Origin of the sequence: Sulfitobacter marinus, from assembly GCF_900116285.1 — a bacterium.
Classification (GTDB): Bacteria; Pseudomonadota; Alphaproteobacteria; order Rhodobacterales; family Rhodobacteraceae; genus Sulfitobacter; species Sulfitobacter marinus.
This window is the reverse complement of the sequence record NZ_FPAJ01000007.1, coordinates 106,659-128,771: the sequence shown is the minus strand read 5'-3', so window position 1 is coordinate 128,771 and position 22,113 is coordinate 106,659. Positions and strand designations below refer to the sequence as shown.

Annotated in this window: 26 protein-coding genes; 5 read left to right on the top strand and 21 right to left on the bottom strand. The window is 55.6% G+C overall.

Annotation, left to right across the window (positions count from 1 at the left end):
- Nucleotides 1-39: 39 nt before the first annotated feature.
- The 7 genes from BM347_RS16505 to BM347_RS16475 are packed head-to-tail and all read right to left on the bottom strand — an operon-like array spanning nt 40 to nt 5,403.
- On the bottom strand, nt 40-930 hold the full coding sequence (locus tag BM347_RS16505) for a lysophospholipid acyltransferase family protein (protein ID WP_093917604.1): 891 nt from the start codon (nt 928-930) through the stop codon (nt 40-42).
- Nucleotides 931-978: 48 nt separating this feature from the next.
- Nucleotides 979-1,248 carry an HPr family phosphocarrier protein gene (locus tag BM347_RS16500; protein WP_093917603.1) on the bottom strand — a complete coding sequence of 90 codons (270 nt, stop codon included), beginning with the start codon at nt 1,246-1,248 and terminating at the stop codon, nt 979-981.
- Between the two features lie 10 nt (nt 1,249-1,258).
- Entirely contained in the window at nt 1,259-1,651 is a 393-nt protein-coding gene (locus tag BM347_RS16495) for a PTS sugar transporter subunit IIA (RefSeq protein WP_093917602.1), read from the bottom strand.
- Nucleotides 1,648-2,541, bottom strand: a complete 894-nt coding sequence (gene rapZ / locus BM347_RS16490) for an RNase adapter RapZ (protein WP_093917601.1) — start codon at nt 2,539-2,541, stop codon at nt 1,648-1,650. Before rapZ ends, BM347_RS16495 begins: the two co-directional genes overlap by 4 nt.
- Nucleotides 2,534-2,977 carry an HPr kinase/phosphorylase gene (locus BM347_RS16485; protein ID WP_245764303.1) on the bottom strand — a complete coding sequence of 148 codons (444 nt, stop codon included), beginning with the start codon at nt 2,975-2,977 and terminating at the stop codon, nt 2,534-2,536. Before BM347_RS16485 ends, rapZ begins: the two co-directional genes overlap by 8 nt.
- 3 nt (nt 2,978-2,980) lie before the next feature.
- On the bottom strand, nt 2,981-4,693 hold the full coding sequence (locus BM347_RS16480) for a sensor histidine kinase (RefSeq protein ID WP_175498607.1): 1,713 nt from the start codon (nt 4,691-4,693) through the stop codon (nt 2,981-2,983).
- Between the two features lie 8 nt (nt 4,694-4,701).
- Nucleotides 4,702-5,403 (bottom strand): response regulator transcription factor, encoded by a 702-nt coding sequence (locus BM347_RS16475; protein WP_093917600.1) that lies wholly within the window; start codon nt 5,401-5,403, stop codon nt 4,702-4,704.
- 358 nt (nt 5,404-5,761) lie between these two features.
- Between BM347_RS16475 and BM347_RS16470 the strand changes: the two genes are divergently transcribed.
- Entirely contained in the window at nt 5,762-7,360 is a 1,599-nt protein-coding gene (locus BM347_RS16470; protein ID WP_093917599.1) for a phosphoenolpyruvate carboxykinase, read from the top strand.
- Nucleotides 7,361-7,412: 52 nt separating this feature from the next.
- Here the strand turns inward: BM347_RS16470 and BM347_RS16465 are convergent, their stop codons facing one another.
- Both BM347_RS16465 and BM347_RS16460 read right to left on the bottom strand, forming a co-directional pair.
- Nucleotides 7,413-8,129 (bottom strand): hypothetical protein, encoded by a 717-nt coding sequence (locus BM347_RS16465; protein ID WP_093917598.1) that lies wholly within the window; start codon nt 8,127-8,129, stop codon nt 7,413-7,415.
- Between the two features lie 80 nt (nt 8,130-8,209).
- On the bottom strand, nt 8,210-9,106 hold the full coding sequence (locus BM347_RS16460) for a LysR family transcriptional regulator (RefSeq protein ID WP_245764302.1): 897 nt from the start codon (nt 9,104-9,106) through the stop codon (nt 8,210-8,212).
- Nucleotides 9,107-9,259: 153 nt separating this feature from the next.
- Between BM347_RS16460 and BM347_RS16455 the strand changes: the two genes are divergently transcribed.
- On the top strand, nt 9,260-9,619 hold the full coding sequence (locus tag BM347_RS16455) for a helix-turn-helix domain-containing protein (protein ID WP_093917597.1): 360 nt from the start codon (nt 9,260-9,262) through the stop codon (nt 9,617-9,619).
- Nucleotides 9,620-9,623: 4 nt separating this feature from the next.
- Here BM347_RS16455 and BM347_RS16450 read toward each other — a convergent pair whose 3' ends face one another.
- Entirely contained in the window at nt 9,624-10,391 is a 768-nt protein-coding gene (locus BM347_RS16450; protein ID WP_093917596.1) for a sulfite exporter TauE/SafE family protein, read from the bottom strand.
- Nucleotides 10,392-10,536: 145 nt separating this feature from the next.
- On the opposite strand from BM347_RS16450, the gene BM347_RS16445 reads away from it, so the two are divergent.
- Both BM347_RS16445 and BM347_RS16440 read left to right on the top strand, forming a co-directional pair.
- On the top strand, nt 10,537-12,222 hold the full coding sequence (locus BM347_RS16445; RefSeq protein ID WP_093917595.1) for an acyl-CoA dehydrogenase family protein: 1,686 nt from the start codon (nt 10,537-10,539) through the stop codon (nt 12,220-12,222).
- A gap of 64 nt (nt 12,223-12,286) precedes the next feature.
- The gene (locus BM347_RS16440) at nt 12,287-12,682 is read left to right on the top strand and encodes an META domain-containing protein (protein ID WP_093917594.1); all 396 of its coding nucleotides are present in this window, start codon (nt 12,287-12,289) and stop codon (nt 12,680-12,682) included.
- Here BM347_RS16440 and recO read toward each other — a convergent pair.
- From recO to folK, 11 genes are all read right to left on the bottom strand, one after another.
- The gene (gene recO / locus BM347_RS16435) at nt 12,666-13,391 is read right to left on the bottom strand and encodes a DNA repair protein RecO (RefSeq protein WP_093917593.1); all 726 of its coding nucleotides are present in this window, start codon (nt 13,389-13,391) and stop codon (nt 12,666-12,668) included. The genes BM347_RS16440 and recO overlap by 17 nt on opposite strands.
- On the bottom strand, nt 13,391-13,720 hold the full coding sequence (locus BM347_RS16430; protein ID WP_093917592.1) for a DUF1491 family protein: 330 nt from the start codon (nt 13,718-13,720) through the stop codon (nt 13,391-13,393). The genes recO and BM347_RS16430 overlap by 1 nt, the downstream gene beginning before the upstream one ends.
- 60 nt (nt 13,721-13,780) lie before the next feature.
- A complete protein-coding gene (gene era, locus BM347_RS16425) occupies nt 13,781-14,689 on the bottom strand; it encodes a GTPase Era (RefSeq protein ID WP_093917591.1) in 909 nt (302 codons plus the stop codon).
- Nucleotides 14,686-15,372 carry a ribonuclease III gene (gene rnc / locus BM347_RS16420; RefSeq protein ID WP_093917590.1) on the bottom strand — a complete coding sequence of 229 codons (687 nt, stop codon included), beginning with the start codon at nt 15,370-15,372 and terminating at the stop codon, nt 14,686-14,688. The genes era and rnc overlap by 4 nt, the downstream gene beginning before the upstream one ends.
- Nucleotides 15,369-16,205: a signal peptidase I gene (lepB, locus tag BM347_RS16415; RefSeq protein WP_093917589.1), complete on the bottom strand. Its 837-nt coding sequence runs from the start codon at nt 16,203-16,205 to the stop codon at nt 15,369-15,371. Before lepB ends, rnc begins: the two co-directional genes overlap by 4 nt.
- Before the next feature lie 115 nt (nt 16,206-16,320).
- On the bottom strand, nt 16,321-16,722 hold the full coding sequence (gene acpS / locus BM347_RS16410) for a holo-ACP synthase (RefSeq protein WP_093917588.1): 402 nt from the start codon (nt 16,720-16,722) through the stop codon (nt 16,321-16,323).
- Between the two features lie 9 nt (nt 16,723-16,731).
- The gene (locus tag BM347_RS16405; RefSeq protein ID WP_093917587.1) at nt 16,732-17,484 is read right to left on the bottom strand and encodes a pyridoxine 5'-phosphate synthase; all 753 of its coding nucleotides are present in this window, start codon (nt 17,482-17,484) and stop codon (nt 16,732-16,734) included.
- Nucleotides 17,468-18,163 (bottom strand): DUF2062 domain-containing protein, encoded by a 696-nt coding sequence (locus tag BM347_RS16400; RefSeq protein WP_093917586.1) that lies wholly within the window; start codon nt 18,161-18,163, stop codon nt 17,468-17,470. The genes BM347_RS16405 and BM347_RS16400 overlap by 17 nt, the downstream gene beginning before the upstream one ends.
- A 34-nt stretch (nt 18,164-18,197) precedes the next feature.
- The gene (locus BM347_RS16395; protein WP_093917585.1) at nt 18,198-20,348 is read right to left on the bottom strand and encodes a RelA/SpoT family protein; all 2,151 of its coding nucleotides are present in this window, start codon (nt 20,346-20,348) and stop codon (nt 18,198-18,200) included.
- Between the two features lie 36 nt (nt 20,349-20,384).
- Entirely contained in the window at nt 20,385-20,738 is a 354-nt protein-coding gene (gene rpoZ / locus BM347_RS16390) for a DNA-directed RNA polymerase subunit omega (RefSeq protein WP_093731733.1), read from the bottom strand.
- A gap of 70 nt (nt 20,739-20,808) precedes the next feature.
- Nucleotides 20,809-21,381 carry a 2-amino-4-hydroxy-6-hydroxymethyldihydropteridine diphosphokinase gene (folK, locus tag BM347_RS16385; RefSeq protein WP_245764301.1) on the bottom strand — a complete coding sequence of 191 codons (573 nt, stop codon included), beginning with the start codon at nt 21,379-21,381 and terminating at the stop codon, nt 20,809-20,811.
- Nucleotides 21,382-21,539: 158 nt separating this feature from the next.
- Here folK and BM347_RS16380 point away from each other — a divergent pair, with 158 nt between their 5' ends.
- Nucleotides 21,540-22,085 carry a LabA-like NYN domain-containing protein gene (locus BM347_RS16380; RefSeq protein ID WP_093917583.1) on the top strand — a complete coding sequence of 182 codons (546 nt, stop codon included), beginning with the start codon at nt 21,540-21,542 and terminating at the stop codon, nt 22,083-22,085.
- The last annotated feature ends 28 nt before the right edge of the window (nt 22,086-22,113 follow it).

The following is a 22,113-nucleotide window of genomic DNA, read 5'->3' as shown; positions in this document are numbered from 1 at the left end:
CCCCCAGACCCCCGGGATTTTAGGCCATTTGGAAGCCAGTCAGTCTTTGAGGTTAAGCGTGTGGCTGCGCAACCATGCCATCAAGCCGCGCGGGTCGTCTTGGAATTTGTCCAACTGCGCATCGGTCAGCGGATGGCCGACAATTGGACCTTGGGGTTTGTTGCAAGAATGGACAATCTCATGCAGCAAAAGGCCCTGACGCAGCATTGGTGAGATTTTGTTGGCGATCTGGTACGCACGGCTATTCGCACCCGGGAACTTCATCGGCACAACCTGGGCACCCGAGCGGCGTATCATCTTTGCAGTGAACACATTCCACTCGGCCTCAATCGCCGGGCCAAAATAGGTCTCGGACGAGGCGACGACACCGGACGGGAACAATGCGACGACGCCGCCTTCTCTTAGGAAGGACATTGCCTTTGCGCGCATCTCAACGCCTTTGTGCTGCGCGTCGGGATCGTGGGGAAACGGCACAGGAATCATGTAGCTGCCAGCCACTTCGTCAATCGAAGTCAGCAAAGAGCGGGTCAAAATCCGGTAGTCGGGGCGCACCCGGCCGATCAAATCAGCGAAGATCATACCATCGACCATGCCATGGGGGTGGTTAGCAACGACGACAACAGGCCCCGATTTGGGAATGCGATCAAGTTGATGTTGGGGTGTTGTTAGCTCGATACCCATCGTATCCAGAGCGGCGCGCCAGAACCCCTGCCCCTTCGGCGCGCCATTTGATTCCAACTTGCGGATCATTCTGAGAATCGAAATCTTGCCTGTAAAAAGCTCGATCAAGCTGATCACGCGCGACTTGATCGGGTGATCAAAAGTAGACGCATATGACAGGCTTCGGCGGTCGTATTTAGTGAAGAAAACGGTGTCTACGTCTTCTTCCGGCTTAAGCGGAGCTTGAATTGACTGGCTATCATCTATCAAAACGAGAGGTCCATAACACGGAGGCGGATCATTCGCAGGTTTACTGGCCTAATGACCTTCGCCAAATTTGTCGGCCACAAGCGCGGTTAACGCTTCGGCCAGCGCATCCTGATCGGGGCCGGAGGTCTGTACATCGATGGTCGACCCCTTGGACGCCGCCAGCATCAACAGCCCCATAATGCTGTCACCTGACGCAGACATACCGTCCTTGCAGACCTCCGCGCGCGCATCGAACGCTTCGACGACCTCGACCAGTTTGGCGGAAGCCCGGGCATGCAGCCCCTTTTCGTTGACGATCTTCAGAGAAACCTGGGTCATCTAGAGGCCTTTATCCTGCGCTGACATTTTGGCTATCGATATATTTCCGACCCGCAGCAAGCGCGGCGCGAACGGCTTCGGGAACATCTAGGTCGCGCGACTTGGCTAATTTGATAAGCATGGGCAAGTTGGCACCGTAAAGAATGCGCCGGTTTTCAGGACGACACGCCAAGAGACTAAGATTTGACGGCGATCCTCCGAACAGGTCGGTCACAACGACAACGCCGCCGCCGGTATCAACTGCATTGGCGGCTTCGCAGATTTCCTGTTCCTTGACGCTGCGGTCATGATCGGCATCAATAGAAATAGCGCGGACACCATTTTGGGATCCGACAACATGTTCGATTGCTGCCAAGTATTCTTTGGCCAGCCCTCCATGTGCTACGATAACAATGCCTATCAACGCGCCGTCTCTTCCCGCTTTTTCTGGTCCAGTTCGCGGTGCCTAATTGACACCTGCCAGCCCTCTTCTGCAAGGCTGAAAGCGTGAGATTGCGCCAAAGTGACCGAACGATGTTGGCCGCCCGTACACCCAAACGCGATTGAAATATGGGATTTCCCTTCTGACTGGCATGCGGGCAAAATCAACAAGCTGAGATCAAGAACCTGCTTGGCGAACGGTGGATAAAGCGGGTCCTGTTTGACATAGTCCTGGACCGCTTTGTCCGTCCCGTTCAAGGATCGCAAGGCCGGATCCCAAAATGGGTTGCGCAGGAACCGGCAGTCGAAAACCATGTCGACACTACGGGGCAGGCCGCGCTTGTAGGAGAAGGACTGGACCGAAACGCTTAGGTGATGCGTGCCATCAACGGCGAACCAATGTTCGATTTCTTCGCGCAGCTGGTGAATGTTCAGCTCGGTCGTGTCGATCAACGTATCAGCCTGTGCCCGCACTGGGGCCAGCAGTTCTTTCTCTAGCCTGATCCCTTCGGAGGGCGCATCCGCGAGCGCCAAGGGATGACGGCGGCGGGTTTCGGAGAAACGACGCAGCAGGACGTCTGTGGCACAATCGAGATATAGCAGTTCAACCTGAACATCGGGCCGCGCCCGCATTTGGGCAATCACTTCGGTCACCCGATCGGTCGAGAAATCGCGGTTTCTTTGATCAATGCCTAGGGCCATAGGCCGGATCTGCCCCGGGGCGTCCAGCAGCGCCAGCAACATGCGCAAGGGGATATTATCAATCACCTCAAAGCCCGCATCCTCAAGCACATTTAGCGCAGAGGACCGGCCAGCGCCGGCGGGGCCGGTAACCACAACAACGCGGCGGGTATCTTTCAAAATATCAGACATTTGGTTTTGGTTGCACGTTTTGAAGGCTGAGGAAAAGAACCGCAGCAAAATGCGGCCCGTCACTTTTGTGTAAGCATGGCACGGATTGCCCCAACAACTTTACCTCATGAGGGGCCGGGAGTCTCTCTGCTTCGTCTTGCCCCATATCTACCGCCAGACAGATCGGGACGGCCTGTTCATATGGCAGATGCAGAATCCCGACCCCGCGCGCTTCGATCATCCCGCAGATAGCGGAAGGGCATTGAGCGACAAGACCCAAAGCAGTGTGGGCGATGTGGGTTCGGTCGTCTGCAACCAGCACAGCGCCAAGCGCCAAAAGCTGTAGGGCCAGTGTTGATTTGCCCGCGCCTGAAGGACCTAGAATAATCAGCCCGCGATCACCGACACACACCGTGGTGGCGTGGATCACCTGCTCGGACAAGGGGGCGTCAGCCACGCCCTAAATGGGAAGGCCGACGACAAAGCGCGCGCCAAGCGGCTCGGACGTGATGTCTGCCTCTGTCGGGCGAATGTTCTCGGCCCAGATCACACCGCCATGCGCCTCGACGATCTGTTTTGAGATCGCCAAACCAAGGCCGGAGTTATTGCCAAAATGTTCGTCAGGCCGTTGTGAATAGAACCGTTTGAAGATCTTGGAAAGCGCCTGATCGGGGATACCGGGGCCGGTATCTTCGACAACAACCAAAACACGATTTTCACGTTTGCGCGCCCAGACCCGGATCGCATCGCCATCTTCGCAGAAAGACGTGGCATTGGTGATCAGGTTCACAAAAACCTGTGCAAGCCGCGCCTCGAGCCCGTGAACAACAATCGGTTCGCTCGGCAAATCGGTGATGAAATCGATGCCTTTTTTGCGGGCATCTTCGCCCAGATATTGCGACAGGTTGCCGATCATCGCGAGCAGATCAAACGGCTCTTCTTCTTCTTTAACCAGCTCGCTGTCCAAACGCGATGCGTTGGAAATGTCGCTGACCAACCGATCAAGACGCCGCACATCATGATCAATAACATCAAGCAGTTTTTCGCGCTGGTCCTCGCGTTTGATCAACCGCAACGTCCCAACGGCAGACCGGAGCGACGCCAGCGGGTTTTTGATCTCATGGGCCACATCAGCCGCAAACTGTTCGTTTCCGTCGATGCGATTATACAATGCCGACACCATCCCGCGCAGCGCGCCAGACAGCCTGCCGATCTCGTCCGGGCGCGCGGTGAGGTCGGGAATTCGGATACGTCCCGGGTTCATCTTGCGCGCATCCTTGTCGCGCCCCAGTTCAGCCGCTGCGGCCAAATCGGCCAGCGGGTTCGCAATCGTCGACGCCAACACAAGGCTAAGACCTATGGACACCAATGTTGCGATAACGAACATCTGCAAGACACGCTCGCGTTCGCCGCGCACCAGTTCGTCAATCTCACCGGCCGCAGATGTCACCGCAACCACACCAATCGGCGTGCCGTTTTGGGAAATGGGCGTGGAAACCGTAAACAGCGTGCCACCATCAGCATCAAGGTTGTTCTGAATTTGCGTGCCGCCCGACAGCGTCTCCGCAACCATGGTCTTAAGCTGATCTTGGATCGGCAAGACATCAGCAGGCGGGACCTCTCCAAAGGGGTTCGAGAGCTTGGACCACAGCCAGTTCAGACCGTCTGTCAAAAAGGTTTTTCCGCGCTGACGAGGGGCCTCTGTCGGGGTCCGGCCTTCCGACCTAGTCAAAAGGGTCTGGTCAGGTGCGAAAACGAAAACCTCAACCCCGCTGCGCAGATCCAAACGGCTCAGGCTGGCGGCCACATCAATTGGTTCATTCGCGGCCAAATCGATCGTCGCACCAGCGGGCAGCTGCGCTTCAAAAATATCGGCGATCAGCTCGGCCTCAGAAACCAGCGACGCACCGCGTTGAACCGCCAGACTGTCGCGCGATGAATTGAGGTATAAAATCCCGGCGACCAGAACGTTCAATGCAATCAGATTGAATGTAATGATCTTGCGGGTCAGTGGCGAAGTCCGCAACGAAAACAGGCCTCGGCGCGCACGGCTGCCACGCAATTCCTCGGTCGCTTCCGTATCTGGCGCAACCCAATCGTCGCCCAGCACGACATCGCCGTCCCGAATATTGGTGCCCGTGTCTCGCACAAAATCCCTTTCGGCAATCGCCATCCCTCAGATCATTCCTCGTTATATCTGTAGCCGATACCGTAAAGTGTCTCAATCGCCGAGAACGTGTCATCCGCCGAGCGCATCTTTTTGCGAAGACGTTTGATGTGACTGTCGATGGTACGGTCGTCCACATAGACCTGATCATCATATGCAACGTCCATCAACTGGTCGCGCGACTTCACAAAACCAGGGCGCTGCGCCAATGCCTGCAAAAGCAAAAACTCAGTGACGGTTAAGGAAACGTCGTTGCCCTTCCAGCTGACTGCGTGACGCAAGGGGTCCATACGCAAATCGCCGCGGTCGATAACCTTGGTTTCTTCGGTGTCGCCGACCTCATTGGTTTCAACAGCTTCTTGGCGGCGCAATAGCGCGCGAATACGTTCAACCAACAGCCGTTGGCTAAAGGGCTTTTTGACATAATCGTCGGCCCCCATGCGCAGGCCAAGCACCTCGTCGATCTCGTCATCTTTGGATGTCAGGAAAATAACCGGCATCGCGGTTTTCTGGCGCAGACGCTGCAGCAGGTCCATCCCGTCCATGCGGGGCATCTTAATATCAAGCACCGCCATGTCAGGTAATTTTTTATTGAAAGCGTCTAGCGCTGCCTGGCCGTCATTATACGTTTCGACCTCAAAACCTTCTGCTTCGAGAGTCATCGAAACCGACGTCAGGATGTTCCTGTCGTCATCTACCAATGCAATTTTTGACATCGCCCGTTTCCTTATAATGCTCAATTATCACTTTTTTCTTTCACTGATCGTCAATTTTCGCTGGCGAATCAATGCTAAAGTGCGAATCACTCGAGCTTATGGCCTTATTTCCCCCACAATTTAGTTAGGAATGACTAAATTGCCGCACTCACTGTGTCATAATTGCAAAACTGACCTTCGCTGAAAACCGCTCGTTTGGGGTGCCAGCCAACAAAGAACAAAATGATGGCGCTAACTGCGTCAAAGCTGCCTGTTCATCCGATAAAACGCCGTGCTAAGACGCCCTTATGGTCATGCAGACCAAGCATTTTATGCACTAACTGGCGTCACGCCCCGGCGCACCTACAGGAGACATCACATGACATTAGGCCGCGTAAATCCGCAATTCCGCCTCGAAGACCAAGGCATGAGCGGGCTAGGTAATGTCTATTACAACTTGATTGAACCTGCGTTGGTGGAAGCCGCGCTAAAGCGAGAAGAAGGCACATTAGGCAAAGGCGGTGCCTTTCTGGTCACCACTGGAAAATTCACTGGCCGCTCTCCCAAAGATAAACATGTCGTCAAAACCGACAGCGTTGCCGATACGATCTGGTGGGAAAACAATGCTGAAATGTCGCCTGAAGGCTTCGACGCGCTTTATCAAGACATGCTGGCACATATGCAGGGCCGCGACTATTTCGTGCAGGACCTTGTTGGCGGTGCCGACCCCAAACACGCGATCAACGTTCGCATGGTAACGGAGCTGGCCTGGCACGGGCTTTTCATCCGCCACATGCTGCGCCGCCCCGAGCGCGACGCGCTGGATGATTTCATCGCGGACTTCACGGTGATCAACTGCCCCAGCTTTTCAGCTGATCCAGCAAAACATGATTGCCGCTCGGAAACAGTGATTGCGATGAACTTTGACAAAAAGATCATCCTGATTGGCGGCACGGAATACGCAGGCGAGAACAAGAAGTCTGTCTTTACCCTGCTGAACTATCTGTTGCCTGAAAAAGGCATCATGCCGATGCACTGCTCGGCCAACCATGCAACCGGAAACCCGGTGGACACAGCGGTGTTCTTTGGCCTGTCTGGCACCGGTAAAACCACGCTTTCCGCCGATCCGGGCCGCACCTTGATCGGTGACGATGAACACGGCTGGTCCGACAATGGCACCTTCAACTTCGAGGGGGGATGCTATGCCAAGACCATCAACCTAAGCCGCGAAGCCGAACCTGAGATCTATGCGACGACCGAGAAATTCGGCACTGTCATCGAAAACATGGTCTTTGACGAAGAAACCAAAGACCTCGACTTTGATGATGACTCCCTGACTGCGAATATGCGCTGCGCCTATCCGCTGCACTATATCTCTAATGCATCGGCCAAGGCGACGGGTGGTCACCCCAAGAACATCATCATGCTGACCTGCGATGCATTCGGCGTCTTGCCTCCCATCGCACGCCTGACGCCGGCGCAGGCCATGTACCACTTCCTATCTGGCTTCACCTCTAAAGTTGCTGGCACCGAGCGCGGCGTGACCGAACCTGAGCCCACGTTTTCGACATGCTTTGGTGCACCGTTCATGCCCCGCCGACCCGAAGTATACGGCAACCTTTTGCGCGAAAAGATCGCAACCCACGGCGCAACCTGCTGGCTGGTGAACACCGGTTGGACCGGCGGCGCGTATGGCACCGGCAGCCGCATGCCGATCAAGGCAACACGGGCTCTTTTGACAGCAGCCCTTGAGGGATCGATGGCGGACGTTGAGTACCGCAAAGACCCGAATTTTGGCTTCCAGGTCCCTGTATCGGTCAATGGGGTTGCGGATATTCTGCTGGATCCGCGCCGCACGTGGGACAACCCTGAATCCTATGACCGCCAAGCCGCGAAACTGGTCAACATGTTCTCGGAGAATTTTGAGCAATACATGCCCTATATCGACGAAGACGTGAAAGCCGCCGCAATCGGCTAGGCCCCAGATCAAAGACTGAAAAAGAGCCGCGGCAATCCGCGGCTCTTTTTGTTTAGGCAGCCTGTGCAGCCATGTCAGACATGGGCATCTCAAGGATAAACCGCAGATCCTCGTTTGACATATACGCCATGAACCCTTCGATCGGTGTATCCTGACCGGTCAGGAACCAACGAAGCGTGCCAGGTTCCGTATGCATATAGCCATGTCGGGCGGGAAACCCTTTGAGAACTACTGAATTTTGCATGAAGGCGATGATGTGATCGGGGTTCCAGTGCTGAATTGACTGCCAGAAAGCGTACCGTCCCAAGATCGAGGACAGGCCAGCATTGCGGAACTCACGTGGCGTCGTACCGACCCAGAACTCTCCGTGATAGGCCACCGTACCGGCGATCCGCTGTGCGCCCGGCCCCGCGCGATACCTTGATCGCTGCAGGTCGATATCCACACCGGGCGGTGGAAACTCTGTAAACGAACGTCGCAAATATTCTGCAAGGCTCGTCCCACCGAGATCAAGCAAACGCATTGCCTGAGTATGCATGACGTCGCCTTTGGCGTTTCGGCCAACGATCCAGAACGCGTTATCCTCGTTCATTTCATGCAGTTTAGGGTCGAAGGGCATCCCCAACAGGTGCCCGGGACGTGCTTCTTTCAGGATTTCTGTATACTCGTTAAAATCGTACCCAACCGTCAGGCTGATCCCTGCTTGGCTCAAAAGAGCCATACCATTCGCTATGAATCGGTCCCCTTCTTGAAAGCGGTGCAGCGTCATCTGAAATTCTCCTTTAATCCATTTACAGGATTAAGGTTAACTCAAATGGGGATAATGCGCTCGTTTTTTTTAAATTCGGGTCAGAATGAGACAATCGCATCTGATGGCATCACCTTAAGCGTCGACTGATCAAGCCCCGAAATCGTAATAGACCGCGATCTGTCAATGACAGCAATCAAGGCAAAGCTTCCGTCGGGGAACCGGCTGGCCATCAAAAGCCTTTTGTATGCCAACGGGATAGGGCCACCGCCTTCTTCGCGCGGAATTTGGGTCACGACTTCGTCCAGCCGAACCCCACCGTTGGCCTGCACCTCGCGAAACGGGACATCAAGCATCGCCTCGAATTCCGGGCCGCCCGGGAACTGCCCCAACGGGCGTCCGATACTGCTGCGCGCGTTTTTCCAGCCCCACCATTTAGTATAGAACGATTCCTCCCCTACTTCGACGCATAGCCACCCATTGGGTGAATCGCGATAAACCAGAATATAGGGACGGTGTTCTTCAAAATTCGGATTGTCTAACTCGCCGTTGCTTTGAACCCAACCCTTGAAAGATTCGCGAAGCATGGATGATTCGCCCTGCCAGATTTGGGTCAAAGGCTGCTGCTGTTGGTAAAATGTCCAACCGTTTGGCTGCTCATGCGACAGTTGAAGTAGCCCATCGATGTTCCGAATCTTACCTGTAGACCAAATATCCCCGCGCCCAAGTAGCTCGATCGCCTCTGGCAATACTTCACGGCCAACGTCGGTCAGCTGATATCGACGATTATCGACCACAAACAAAGTATGGCCCATTCTTTCTTCAAGATTGGCAATGTGTCGCCTAACGGTTTGGCGCGTACTGTCCAGCTTTGTAACGGCGTGGCTCAGGTTCAACGTATCCGCAAGCACCACGAAAGAACGTATCATTTCATACAGCAAAGCCGGCGCTTTCTGGCCCACTTTTTCCATAGCTTCAATTTTCATTTCTTTAGTCATAACTATCCGATGGTAAATTTATAATACCTTAATACCACATTTGTAACACGTCTAGGGTGCATTGATAACCACAAATTGAAAATAACTACCCAATTGATCGGAATACGAGTTCTGGCGATGACTATGGGACAACAACCAGAGGTATTAGTGATTATGTCCCATCCCGTAGATGTTCATGTAGGTAAAAAGCTGAAGCAAATTCGCACCCTACGTCGTCTGTCCCAAACCGATGTTGCCAAGCAACTCAACCTGTCCTTCCAGCAAATTCAGAAATACGAAATCGGATCGAACCGCGTCGCCGCCAGCCGTCTGTTTGAACTGTCTCAGATCCTGAACGTCGCACCGTCGTATTTCTTCGAAGGGTTGCACGACAACACCAACGATGCGCCCAAAAGCGATCCTAGCGTCGAAATCGTTAGCGCGCTGGCATCGATCCGTGACGACGGGGTTAAGTCGCGTATTGTGACATTCATCGAAGATGTCTCCGGCGTCACTGTTGCGCGCCAAGGCTGAGGCGTTAGCCCATCAGCCCGCGGCGCACGAGGTTAGCGCCTGCAATTAAAAGAATGACAAGCGTCGCTTTTCGAAACGACGCCTGATCAATCCGATCCATGATCTGGCTGCCCAACCACATACCGATAAGGGCAGGCATAATCATGGCAATTGAAAACGGGACAGTCTCGGCCCGCAGCACCCCAGACCCGAAATGCGCAAAAAGCAGCGCAACAGCGCCGAGGCCGTAAATCACGCCTTGTACGCGCATCTGGTCCTTCTTGGGCGTGCCAAGCGCCGTCAAATACGCAACCGTTGGCGGCCCCCAAACACCTGAGACGCCGCCCACTGCCCCCGCAAAGCCGCCCACCAGCAGCTCAACCTTGGTAGATCTCTGCGCAAGGCTAAAGCGCTGCCCGGCAAGCTGCCACAGCGCAAACAGCGTAATCGGCACACCGATCACCAGCGCCATTGCCTGCGGTGATAAAAAACGTACCATCTGTGCGGATAGAACCAGCATGATGCACCCAGATATCAGAAACACCTTAAACATCCGCGTTGACGCCCACGCCGCGTGCAATCCTTGACGCAACGCCTGAAACAGGTTCGTCGCCACAGTGGGAAATATCAGACCCGCTAATGCAATTTCAGGCGGCAGAAAAAAGGTCAGCCCGGAAATCAACACCAAAGGCATCGCGAATCCCACGACCCCTTTGATGAACCCCGCCACCAGGGCGATACCAAAGGCAAAGACCAATTGCTGCAGCGTCAAAAATGCAAAAAGTATATCCATGACGCCGTCATATCAGGTGAAGTGAGGAGTGCACGGGAATTCCGCCGCGTAATTTTCATCCAAACTGACGCATGAAAACGTATCTTTATTGTGCTGCACCTGCGAAAGGGGTATCCCCCTCATAAGCTAGAAAAGGACTGATGAAATGGCACATGATGGACACGGCTTGACCGGCGGCGCGCAAGTCATACTTGGTGATCTTCTTGAATTGACCGGGCAGGCATTGGCCCCCGTCGACGAGATTTTGGACAAAGCCAAAGCATCTGTGCGCGACATGGTGTCAGTTGATGGGCGCGTCTCAAACGGTTTGGTCGAAGCGAACCAGACTGCCGCACATGGCCTAGCGTGGCTAGCGACATATGCGCAATCTTTGAACCAGATGCAGCTTTGGGCCAAAAAGCTAAGCACTGACGGCAAGTTCGGTGAAACCGAGGCGCTTATTCATCAAATCGCTTTCGGCGAATACCTTTGGCAGATCTACGGCGGCATCCAGATGAACCAGGGTGAAATCCTGCGCCTTCAGGATATGGGCTTGGGCCAAGACGCGCAACGCGGCCTCATGAACCCTGCCATCCAGACGCTTACCCAGCACGGCAATACCCAAGCCGCCCGCACTCGTCTGGTCGAACTGATGCAGGAACAGGCCGCCAACGTCATGGTCGGGCAATCCGGCCTCGACGAAGAACTGGAAATGATTCGCGAGCAATTCCGCCGCTATGCCGTGGAAAAGGTCGAACCTTTTGCCCATGAATGGCACCTCAAGGATGAACTGATCCCGCTCGAAGTCATCAACGAGCTGGCTGAAATGGGTGTCTTTGGCCTGACCATCCCAGAAGAATTCGGCGGTTTTGGTCTGTCCAAGGCGTCCATGTGTGTCGTGTCCGAAGAACTCTCGCGCGGCTACATCGGTGTGGGCTCCCTCGCGACCCGGTCTGAAATCGCGGCGGAACTGATCCTCGCAGGCGGGACAGACGAACAAAAAGCCAAATGGCTGCCGCGTATCTCTAGCGCGGAAACCCTGCCAACTGCGGTATTCACCGAACCGAATACAGGGTCTGATCTTGGATCTCTGCGGACCCGCGCCGTGAAGGATGGCGAAAACTACAGTGTTACGGGCAACAAGACCTGGATCACCCACGCCGCACGGACCCATGTCATGACATTGCTGGCCCGCACCAACCCCAACACGACAGACTACAAAGGTCTTTCGATGTTCTTGGCCGAAAAGACACCCGGCGATGATGCGAACCCCTTTCCAACCGATGGCATGACCGGCGGCGAAATCGAAGTGCTCGGCTATCGTGGTATGAAAGAATACGAACTGGCCTTCGACGGATTTCAGGTCAAAGGTGAGAACCTGCTGGGCGGCGAAGAAGGCAAAGGCTTTAAACAGTTGATGGAAACCTTTGAATCCGCGCGCATCCAAACAGCCGCACGTGCAATCGGCGTCGCGCAATCGGCGCTGGATATCGCCATGCAATATGCGATCGACCGCAAGCAATTTGGCAAATCCCTGATTAACTTCCCCCGCGTTTCGTCAAAGCTGGCGATGATGGCCGTGGAAATCATGATTGCCCGCCAGCTGACCTATTTCTCGGCGTTCGAGAAAGACGAGGGGCGCCGCTGCGATGTCGAGGCTGGCATGGCCAAACTGTTGGGGGCTCGCGTCGCTTGGGCCGCGGCCGACAATGGCCTGCAAATCCATGGCGGCAACGGCTTTGCGCTCGAGTACAAGATCAGCCGCGTGTTGTGCGATGCTCGCATCCTGAACATCTTTGAAGGTGCGGCAGAAATTCAGGCTCAGGTGATCGCGCGCCGCTTGCTTGGTTAATCCACACGATTATCATCTATCCGGCACAAACCATGTCGGGCAGATACCCAAACGAGGGCTAAACATGCTTCACCCCGCCGCGCTCGCGCTGCCCCTCGCCCTTCTTGCGGGGTGCGATGCCGACGAAACCCTGCGCAGCTATGGCGGGGCCGACAAGACATGGCAGTTGGTCGAATTGAACGGCGCGGCGTTCGCAAACACGGCGACCCTCACCTTCCCGGCAAAGCACAAACTCGCAGGTAACAGCCCCTGCAACCGCTTCTCTGCGACCTTGGATGTCCCTTATCCTTGGTTCAACGTGACGCAAGTCGTTTCAACCAAAATGGCCTGCCCGGCCTTGGCCCAAGAGATGGCGTTCTTTGATGCACTGTCTACCGCGTCGATATCCGAAGTCCTCGGCGACACGATGATCGTGTCCAATACCGACGGGCTAATGATGGTCTTCAACGCTGTCGACTGAACGCGTCGATAAAACGTGCGCGTGCCTCTGGAAGCGGCTTCCCTCCTAGATCGCGGGCCAGACGGTGCTCCAGAAAATAGCCCGTCGTTTTAAGGCCTGCAGCGATCTCGTCATTCGCCGCATCACCTTCCCCCCGCAATACCGGCGGCAAAGGCAACATTTTGTCAGCCCACTCGCCAGCGCCCTCACGGGTCACGGCCCGGCCAGACTTGGGTGACACGAACACCAGCCCCTCGGATGCGCCCGTCACGGCGCAGGCGCTTAAATCCAAACCATAGCCAAGCTCTTCCAGGAGGCTAAGCTCCCATTGCAGATACGCGAGCGGCCATAGATCACCCTGATCCAGCAAATCCAACAATGTTTGTGTGCGGTGATACAATGGGGCATGTGGCTCACGCTCCGGCAGCGAGAACGACAACAAAGCAGTGACCGTGTTCAGGCCTGCAAGGCTGAGCCGGTCCTGCATCGCCGTCACCGCGCGGCTGCGCACCGGCTCGACCGTAAAAGCGCCGATATGATCCTCAAGCCGCGCGCGCCACGCCACGTCGATCTGCGCACCGGGCTGCAGGATCGGCGCGATCTTACGACTTGTCCCGCCTCGAACAATGCCAGCATGCCGCCCCTGCGAGGGGGTGAACACCTCAATAATCGCCGAGGTTTCCCCATGTCGCCGCGCGCTCAGCAATATACCCTGATCGCGCCACTCCATCAGCTCAACCCTTCCTCAAACAATAAATGCCGGCCCTGACGATCCTCAACCTCAATCACCCAAAGATCAGGATCAAAGCCGCGTTGCTTGGCGATAGACGCATCTACATCGGCGTCGGTCCCGCTAGTCATCTCGACCCACGCGCGCTCACCGCTCACCAGATCAAAGCTCTTGTGAAACAGCGCCGCATTCCCATCAAGGGTCGATAGCTTGACCAGAACGATCCCGCCAGTGTCATCGCCATGCGCCACAACAAACGCAGGAATATCAAAGACACGTAGCCGCGCCAAATAGGCGTCGACCCAGAAACGCGCTGTCAGCCGCGCCATGCGCCAACCCCAATTCCAAATGGAAAAAAATCCGCCCCGCAGGGTCGTTTAGACCAGCAATCAAACATTGCCGTCCTTAAACTCCAGCCCCATTTCAGTGTAACGCTCTGCATCATCCAGCCAATTCGGTCGGACCTTAACCTGCAAAAACAGATGCACCTTGCGGCCCAGAAACTCTTCCAGTTCTTCGCGGGCGGCTTTGCTGACCGATTTGATCGTCTCGCCTTTGCTGCCCAAAACGATGCCCTTATGGCCATCGCGCACGACATAGATCAGCTGGTCGATCCGGGCGCTGCCATCTTTGCGTTCTTCCCAATTCTCGGTCTCGACCGTCATCTGGTAGGGCAATTCCTGATGCAACCGCAATGTCAGCTTTTCACGGGTCATTTCAGCCGCGATCATACGCATCGGCAGATCGGCAATCTGGTCTTCGGGGTACAGCCATGGCCCCTCAGGCAATTCGCCCGCCAGCCATTGGCGCAGTGCATCAATGCCGTGCCCACGTTCCGCAGAAATCATAAATGTTTCCGCAAAAGGAAACCGCTCGTTCATCTCTTTGCTGAGGCCCAGCAGAACAGGGGCGTCAACGCGGTCGATCTTGTTGATCGCCAAGGCCACCTTACGCCCCTTATCAATACCTTCCAGCCCTTCCAAAATCCGCTCGACACCTTCGGTCAGACCACGGTTTGCCTCGATCAGCAGCACAACGATATCGGCATCCGCAGCGCCGCCCCAAGCGGCAGCAACCATGGCGCGGTCCAAACGGCGACGGGGCTGGAACAGGCCGGGCGTGTCAACAAACACCAACTGGCTGTCCCCTTCCATCGCAACGCCGCGAATGCGCGCGCGGGTGGTTTGAACTTTGTGGGTGACGATCGACACTTTCGCGCCAACCATCCGGTTCAGTAGCGTGGATTTGCCCGCATTGGGCTCACCGATCAGGGCGATAAAGCCAGCACGCGTGGTCATGAGTTTTTCTCCAACTGTGCCAAAAGCGTTTTGGCGGCGGCCTGTTCGGCCTGACGTTTCGAGGGCGCTGTCGCAACAGCCTGCTCCCCATTTTCAATCCGCGCAGATATCGTGAACACCGGCGCATGGTCCGGTCCTTGCCGGTCGGTCTGTACATAGGATGGGGGTGGATATCCTCGGGCCTGCGCCCATTCCTGCAACGCTGTTTTGGCGTCGCGCGCATCTTGTTTTACCGTTTTGACGCGATCGCCCCACTGACGCAGAATGAAATCCTTTGCGGGCTCCAGCCCACCATCCAAGTAGATCGCTGCGATTATTGCCTCGATTGCGTCGCCCAGCAAGGCTTGCTTGCGGCGACCACCAGACAGCATTTCGGACCGCCCCAATTTAAGAACTGCGCCCATATCGATTTCACGCGCGACATCGGCACAGGTTTCTTTGCGCACCAGCGCATTGAACCGAGGGGCCAACTGGCCTTCGGTGGCACCCGGGTCCAGCGCCAGCAAGGCTTCGGCCATGACCAGACCCAACACCCGGTCGCCCAGAAATTCCAGCCGTTGATTATCGTCGCGGTTGGCCGAAGACATCGACGCATGTGTGACGGCACGATTAAGCAGTTCGGGTTTGGCAAACTTATACCCGATGCGGCCCTCAAAGGCCTTTAGATCCGCGCTTAACTTCACTTGATCGCTTTGAAAAAACGGTCGCTGCGCCATGTCCAGAAGAACAACATGGACCGCCCGCCCGAGCTGAACATAATCCGGTCCGCGCGGCCAATCAGGTTTTCAAACGGGACAAAGCCTACGCCGCCAGCCTGCTGCGCCAAACGGCTATCGGCCGAGTTGTCGCGGTTGTCACCCATAAAGAAATAATGACCATCGGGGACAGTATATATACCGGTGTTGTCAGATGCCTGATTGCCAATGTTCAAAATAGCGTGCTCGACACCGTTTGGCAGCGTCTCGATCTGACGGGATTTTTTGCAAACGCCGCCTTGACCAATGGCCCCGTTTTCACAACGCGGCCGCATGCCTTGCGGGCCTTGACGCTCCATCGTTTCTTCAAAAACCCCATCGTCGCGCAGCTTAACGGCAGTGCCGTTGATGCTAATCACGCCACGCGAAATTTGAACCTTGTCACCGGGCAGGCCGATCAAACGTTTGATATAGTCGCGGCCCGAAACTGGGTGACGAAACACAACCACGTCGCCGCGTTCTGGCTCGGATGCGAACAGCCGGCTGTTGTCGCCATCAAACACACCGCAGATGTCTTTCGCATCCATTTCGATCCCGAACCGCGGGGCAATAATGCTGGGGCAGGACGCGTAGGAGTAGCCATATGCCATCTTGTTCACGAACAGAAAATCACCGATCAGCAATGTCTCTTTCATCGACCCGGACGGAATCCAAAACGGTTGGAAAAACAGGGTGCGAAATACACCTGCAATCAACAACGCATAGACGATTGTTTTGATAGTTTCGACAATCGCGTTGCCTGTTTTTTCCTTCGCAGCCATGCTGGCGCTCCTGATGATCTGTTTGTGGTTACATGCGGGCAGGACTGCCCCAAGTCAAGCGATGCGCGACGCGCCAGCACATCCATAGCGAGAGATATCAAGGTAACGGCGGGAATTACGTGATTGGGCGCGCCTCAATCACCACGAAAGCCTGCGCCCAAGGGTGATCATCGGTCAATGTGACGTGGATAATCGCCTCGTGCCCTGCGGGTGTCATTTTCGACAATCGCTCGGCCGCCCAACCGGTCACGTGCATCACCGGCTGCCCACTGCGCAGGTTGGTGACGGCCATGTCTTTCCACGCAATCCCCATCCGCAGGCCCGTCCCAAGCGCCTTTGAACATGCTTCCTTGGCCGCCCAACGTTTTGCATAGGTGCCTGCAACATCGCGGCGACGCTCTGCCTTGCGTTGTTCGGTATCCGTAAAAACACGGTTGCGAAACCGGTCGCCAAAACGGTCAAGCGTTCCCTGAATACGTTCGATATTTGCAAGATCAGTCCCGATGCCAAGGATCATATTACCGCCTTACTCTGCCCGTGCATCGTCCATCAGGCGGCGCATTTCTTCAATGGCCGGACCAAGCCCGAGAAAGATCGCCTCGCCGATCAGGAAGTGGCCGATGTTCAGTTCTTGGACCTCGGGGAACGCTGCCACGGGGGACACGGTGTCATAGGTCAAACCATGCCCCGCATGGATTTCCAGCCCAAGATCATGCCCGAACTTGGCCATTTCCTCCAGCTTTTGCAGTTCCTTTTGCGCGACTTCCCAATGCCCTTCGGCAAAGGCATCGCAATAGGCACCGGTGTGCAATTCGATCACTTCAGCACCGATGCGGTTAGCCGCTTCGATCTGGCGTTGATCGGCTGCGATAAAGATGCTCACCCGGCAGCCAGCGTCCCGCAAGGGGGCGATGAAATGGGCCAGTTTGTTCTCTTCGCGGGCAACCTCAAGGCCGCCCTCGGTTGTCCGTTCCTCGCGCTTTTCGGGCACGATGCAGACCGCATGGGGCTTGTGACGCAAGGCGATGGCCTGCATTTCATCCGTGGCTGCCATCTCGAAATTCAGCGGCACGGTCAGCACCTCTTGCAGCCCTTCGATGTCGGCATCGGTGATGTGGCGACGGTCTTCGCGCAGATGCGCGGTAATGCCGTCCGCACCGGCGTCCTGTGCTGCGCGCGCGGCACGCAACGGATCGGGATACGCGCCGCCCCGCGCATTTCTTACCGTGGCGACATGGTCAATATTGACCCCAAGTCTCAGCTTACCCTGCACTGCCATGATCACTCCCCTTCTGAGCCGTCTGCTCCATAATACGTTTCGCTTCGGCCTTGGCTGCGGCCTTTTTCTTGAGCGCCTCGAATTTCGCTTTGATCACACCTTTTCGGCGTTTCTGATAGGCCCGCAGCAGTGGCACCGACAGATAATACGCGATGGTCGCACAGATGATACCGGGCAAAATGCCCCCGATCAGATAGGGGTAAAACACCTGATGCCAAAAAACGGTCAGCCCAGACCAATCCGCGGTGCGGTCGGTAAAGATTGCAATGAAATTGGCAAACAGGTCATAGCCCGCGTCGACGAATTTACCGCCGAAAGACCGATGCTCCCCCCGCTGCATCGGAGAGCCCAATATCCAATGCCCCATCGACAGCGATGACAGCCCAATCGGCACATAGGTCAGCGGGTTGCCAAAAAACGTGCCCATCAAAGCGGCCAACATATTGCCCCGCATCAGCCGAGATACCAACGCAGCCACGATAAAGTGCATCCCGTAGAACGGCGTAAACGTCGTGAAAACACCCGCCCAAATGCCCCGCGCAATGCGTTCGGGGGTGTCCGGCAAGCGACGCATCCGGTGTTTGACGTAATGAAACGCACGCGTCCAACCACCACGCGGCCACATGAACTCGGCCATGGCGCGCAATGCAGGTTTCGGGTCGCGACGTTTAAAAATCAACTCTTCGTCCTTGGATTTGGCAAACTTCGCGTGCTCAGGCTTCTTTGTCGTTCGCTTTCAAAGCCTTCATGTTTCTATGTCGGCTGATCTCAGCCACTTCGCTTTCTGCCTCTAGGGTCGGCATCAAAGAATGCAGATGCGCTATGTCTCGCAGCTCTACGTAGATCAGCAACCGGTAAAAGTCAGGTTTGCGGTCCAAAAATTCCAGATTTGAAATATTGGCACCCGATTGACCGATCAACGTGCAAATCCGCCCCAAGACACCGGCACCGTTGCCAATCGTCAGATCCAGCGTCGCGCCATAGGCGGCAGGATGCGGGCCGTCATGCCAGCGCAAATCCAGCCAGCGTTCTGGTTGATCCTCGTAAGCAGACAGCCGTTCACAATCAATCGAGTGGATCGTGACACCCTTGCCGCGATAGGTGATGCCAACAATGCGTTCACCCGGCAGCGGCTGACAACACGGGGCACGGTCATAGGACTGCCCTGGCTGCAAACCGACAACGGCGCGTTTTTGGTCCACCTGTTCGCCCGGCTTTGGTTGCAGATGCGGATAGACGGATTGTACGATTTCGCCGCCCGTCAGATCGGCAGAGCCAAGCCGCGCAAGCAAGTCTTCGGGGCTGTCCAATCTCAGGTTCCGCGCCGCCGTGCGCAGCACTTTTTCGGTCGCACGTTTGCCGATCTGTTCAAAGGCGGAACGCGCCAATTCGCGCCCAAGGCTCACAAACCGCGCACGATCCACCTCGCGCAGGGACCGGCGGATCGCGGTCTTGGCCTTGCCTGTAGTTGCGATATCCAACCACGTGACCTGCGGCGTTTGGCCTTGTGCCGTAATAATCTCGATCGACTGGCCGTTTTTGACACGGGTCCACAGCGGCACCCGCATCCCGTCGATCTTGGCCCCCACGCAGGCCGACCCGATCCGCGTATGGATCGCATAGGCAAAATCAATCGGAGTTGCACCACGGGGCAGCTTGACCACTTCGCCCTTGGGCGTAAAGCAGAACACCTGATCTGCATACATCTCAAGCTTGACCGCCTCGAGGAAATCTTCGTGATCTTCCTCGGAATCCAGCTGTTCAGTCAGTTGCGCGACCCATTTCACCGGATCAACGGCAAAGGGGTTCCGCGACCGGACACCGTCGCGATACGACCAATGCGCGGCCACGCCGGTTTCGGCGACATCATGCATCTGGCGGGTTCTGATCTGAACCTCGACCCGTTTACCATCACGGCCCGAAACAGTTGTGTGAATCGACCGATAGCCGTTGGTTTTAGGTTGGCTGATGTAATCCTTGAACCGGCCCGGCACAGCCCGCCAACGGCGATGGATAACCCCAAGCGCGCGATAGCAGGCGTCGTCAGTGGTGGTGATTACCCGGAAACCATAGATGTCGGACAGCCGCGAAAACGACTGATCCTTTTCCTGCATCTTGCGCCAGATCGAATACGGCTTTTTCGCACGGCCAAAGACCTCGGCCTCGATCCCGGCTTTTTCAAGCTCTTGGCGCATGTCGCCGGTAATCCGCTGAATCACATCGCCCGTTTCGCGTTGCAACGTGATAAAACGCCGGATGATTGATTGCCGCCCCTCGGGGTTCAGCACGCGAAAGGCCAGATCCTCCAGCTCTTCACGCATCCACTGCATCCCCATGCGCCCGGCAAGTGGCGCATAAATATCCATGGTTTCGCGGGCCTTTTGAACCTGCTTGTCGGGGCGCATCGATTTAATCGTGCGCATATTATGCAAGCGGTCCGCGAGCTTGACCAAGATCACCCGAAGGTCCTTGGACATCGCCATAAACAGTTTGCGGAAATTCTCGGCTTGTTTGGTTTCGGTCGAATTCAGCTGAAGATTGGTCAGCTTTGTAACGCCATCAACCAGTTCGGCCACGTCTTGGCCAAACCGTTTCTCGACCTCGGCGTAAGACGCCTTGGTGTCTTCAATCGTGTCGTGCAGCAGCGCGGTGATGATCGTGGCGTCGTCCAGCTGCTGCTCGGTCAGAATAGCGGCGACAGAAACCGGATGCGTAAAATAGGGCTCGCCTGAATGGCGAAACTGCCCCTCGTGCATCTTCTCACCGTAGTCATAGGCGAGGCGGATGTGTTCTTCGTTGGACTTAGGGTTATAGGCGCGAACAAGCGCGACAAGATCGTCAGCCGTAATTTCGGCGGTGTTCATGCCTGTACTGCCTCATAGCCCCGAAGGGCGCGGGTCTTAGCCCTGCCCTTGTGCTGCCATCAATTGCCGCAGCAACATTTCTTCGGACATGCTGTCTTCTTCCGGCTTGTCCTGTTCAGCCCCCATCAGCAACGCCATTGCGTCCTCTTCTGGTTCGTCAACTTCGATCTGGTTCTGATTGCTTTCGATCAGGCGCTCGCGCAGATCGTCAGCAGACTGTGTTTCGTCAGCGATTTCGCGCAGGGAAACGACAGGGTTTTTATCATTGTCACGATCAACTGTAACAGGGGAACCTGCTGCAATTTCACGGGCACGGTGCGCGGCAAGCATAACAAGCTCGAACCGGTTTGGAACTTTGTCCACACAATCTTCAACAGTGACGCGGGCCATAGGGATGCTCCAATAAGAAATGCTGCAAGAAGCCGACTATTTAGAAGCCCTTTGCGAGATTTACAAGGGCTTATTCAATCGGTCTGACGTCGTCTTTATCTTGTTGCGGCAGGTCATTCAACATCTGCAAAACGGTCTTTTCCAGTATCGGATGCAGCCAATTCGGGGCGATTTCGGCCATAGGCACCAATACAAACGCCCGATCTTGCATCCGTGGGTGCGGCAGGATCAATTCATCAGGCGTTTGGATCATCTGATCGTCCAAGGGCAAATTACGCCAGTGATTCTGTCTCTGCACATCGGGGAAAACCGCGTCCCCCACCGCGATAAGATCAAGATCAACAGATCGTGATCCCCACCGCACATGCCGTTCCCGGCCCAGCTTTGCCTCGATTTCGTGTAACACCTCGAGGGTCTCATGAGGCGCGCAATCGGTCTGGAACCCGACCACAGCATTCACGTAATCCGGACCCGATCCCAGCGGAAACGCAGGATTGGCAAAAAGCCGGCTCTTGGCGTGTAAATTATATCCCTGCGCTTTCAAGAGATCGATTGCATAGGCAACGGTCTCGGCCGGGCCACCCGCTATTGATGATTGATTACCGCCAAGCGCAACCCAAGACACTTTTGCGATATCTCGCACGGTACTTACATATCTACAGTTGTTTATCACTTGCCGCCTCGTCACAAATGGCTATGGGTTCCCAAAGGACATGATTGATTTCACGCAAAAAAATCGTAATCTGTGATATCATTCTCGCAACCAACCTCCCTAGCAGCCTATTACTACAAGGACATCATATGTTTTATAAAGACGAACGCTTAGCTCTATTCATAGATGGTTCGAATCTTTACGCCGCTGCCAAAAGCCTTGGTTTCGATATTGACTACAAGTTGTTGCGTACCGAGTTTATGAGACGCGGAAAACTGTTGCGCGCGTTCTATTATACTGCACTGCTTGAGAACGAAGAATATTCGCCGATCCGTCCCTTGGTTGATTGGCTGAACTATAACGGCTTCACGATGGTGACAAAGCCCGCCAAGGAGTACACCGACAGCATGGGCCGGCGCAAAGTCAAAGGTAACATGGACATCGAACTGGCAGTCGATGCGATGGAACTGGCACCGCGTCTCGACCACATCGTGATCTTCTCGGGCGATGGTGATTTTCGGCCTCTGGTCGAAAGCCTGCAGCGCCAAGGCGTGCGTGTGTCCGTTGTCAGCACCATTCGCAGCCAACCGCCGATGATCTCGGATGATCTACGCCGCCAGGTGGACAACTTTATCGAGTTGGAAGATCTGCGCGACGTCATTGGCCGCCCCCCGCGCGAAACCAGCGAAGACTGATTGCGCGCAAAAAGCCCGTTACAATTAT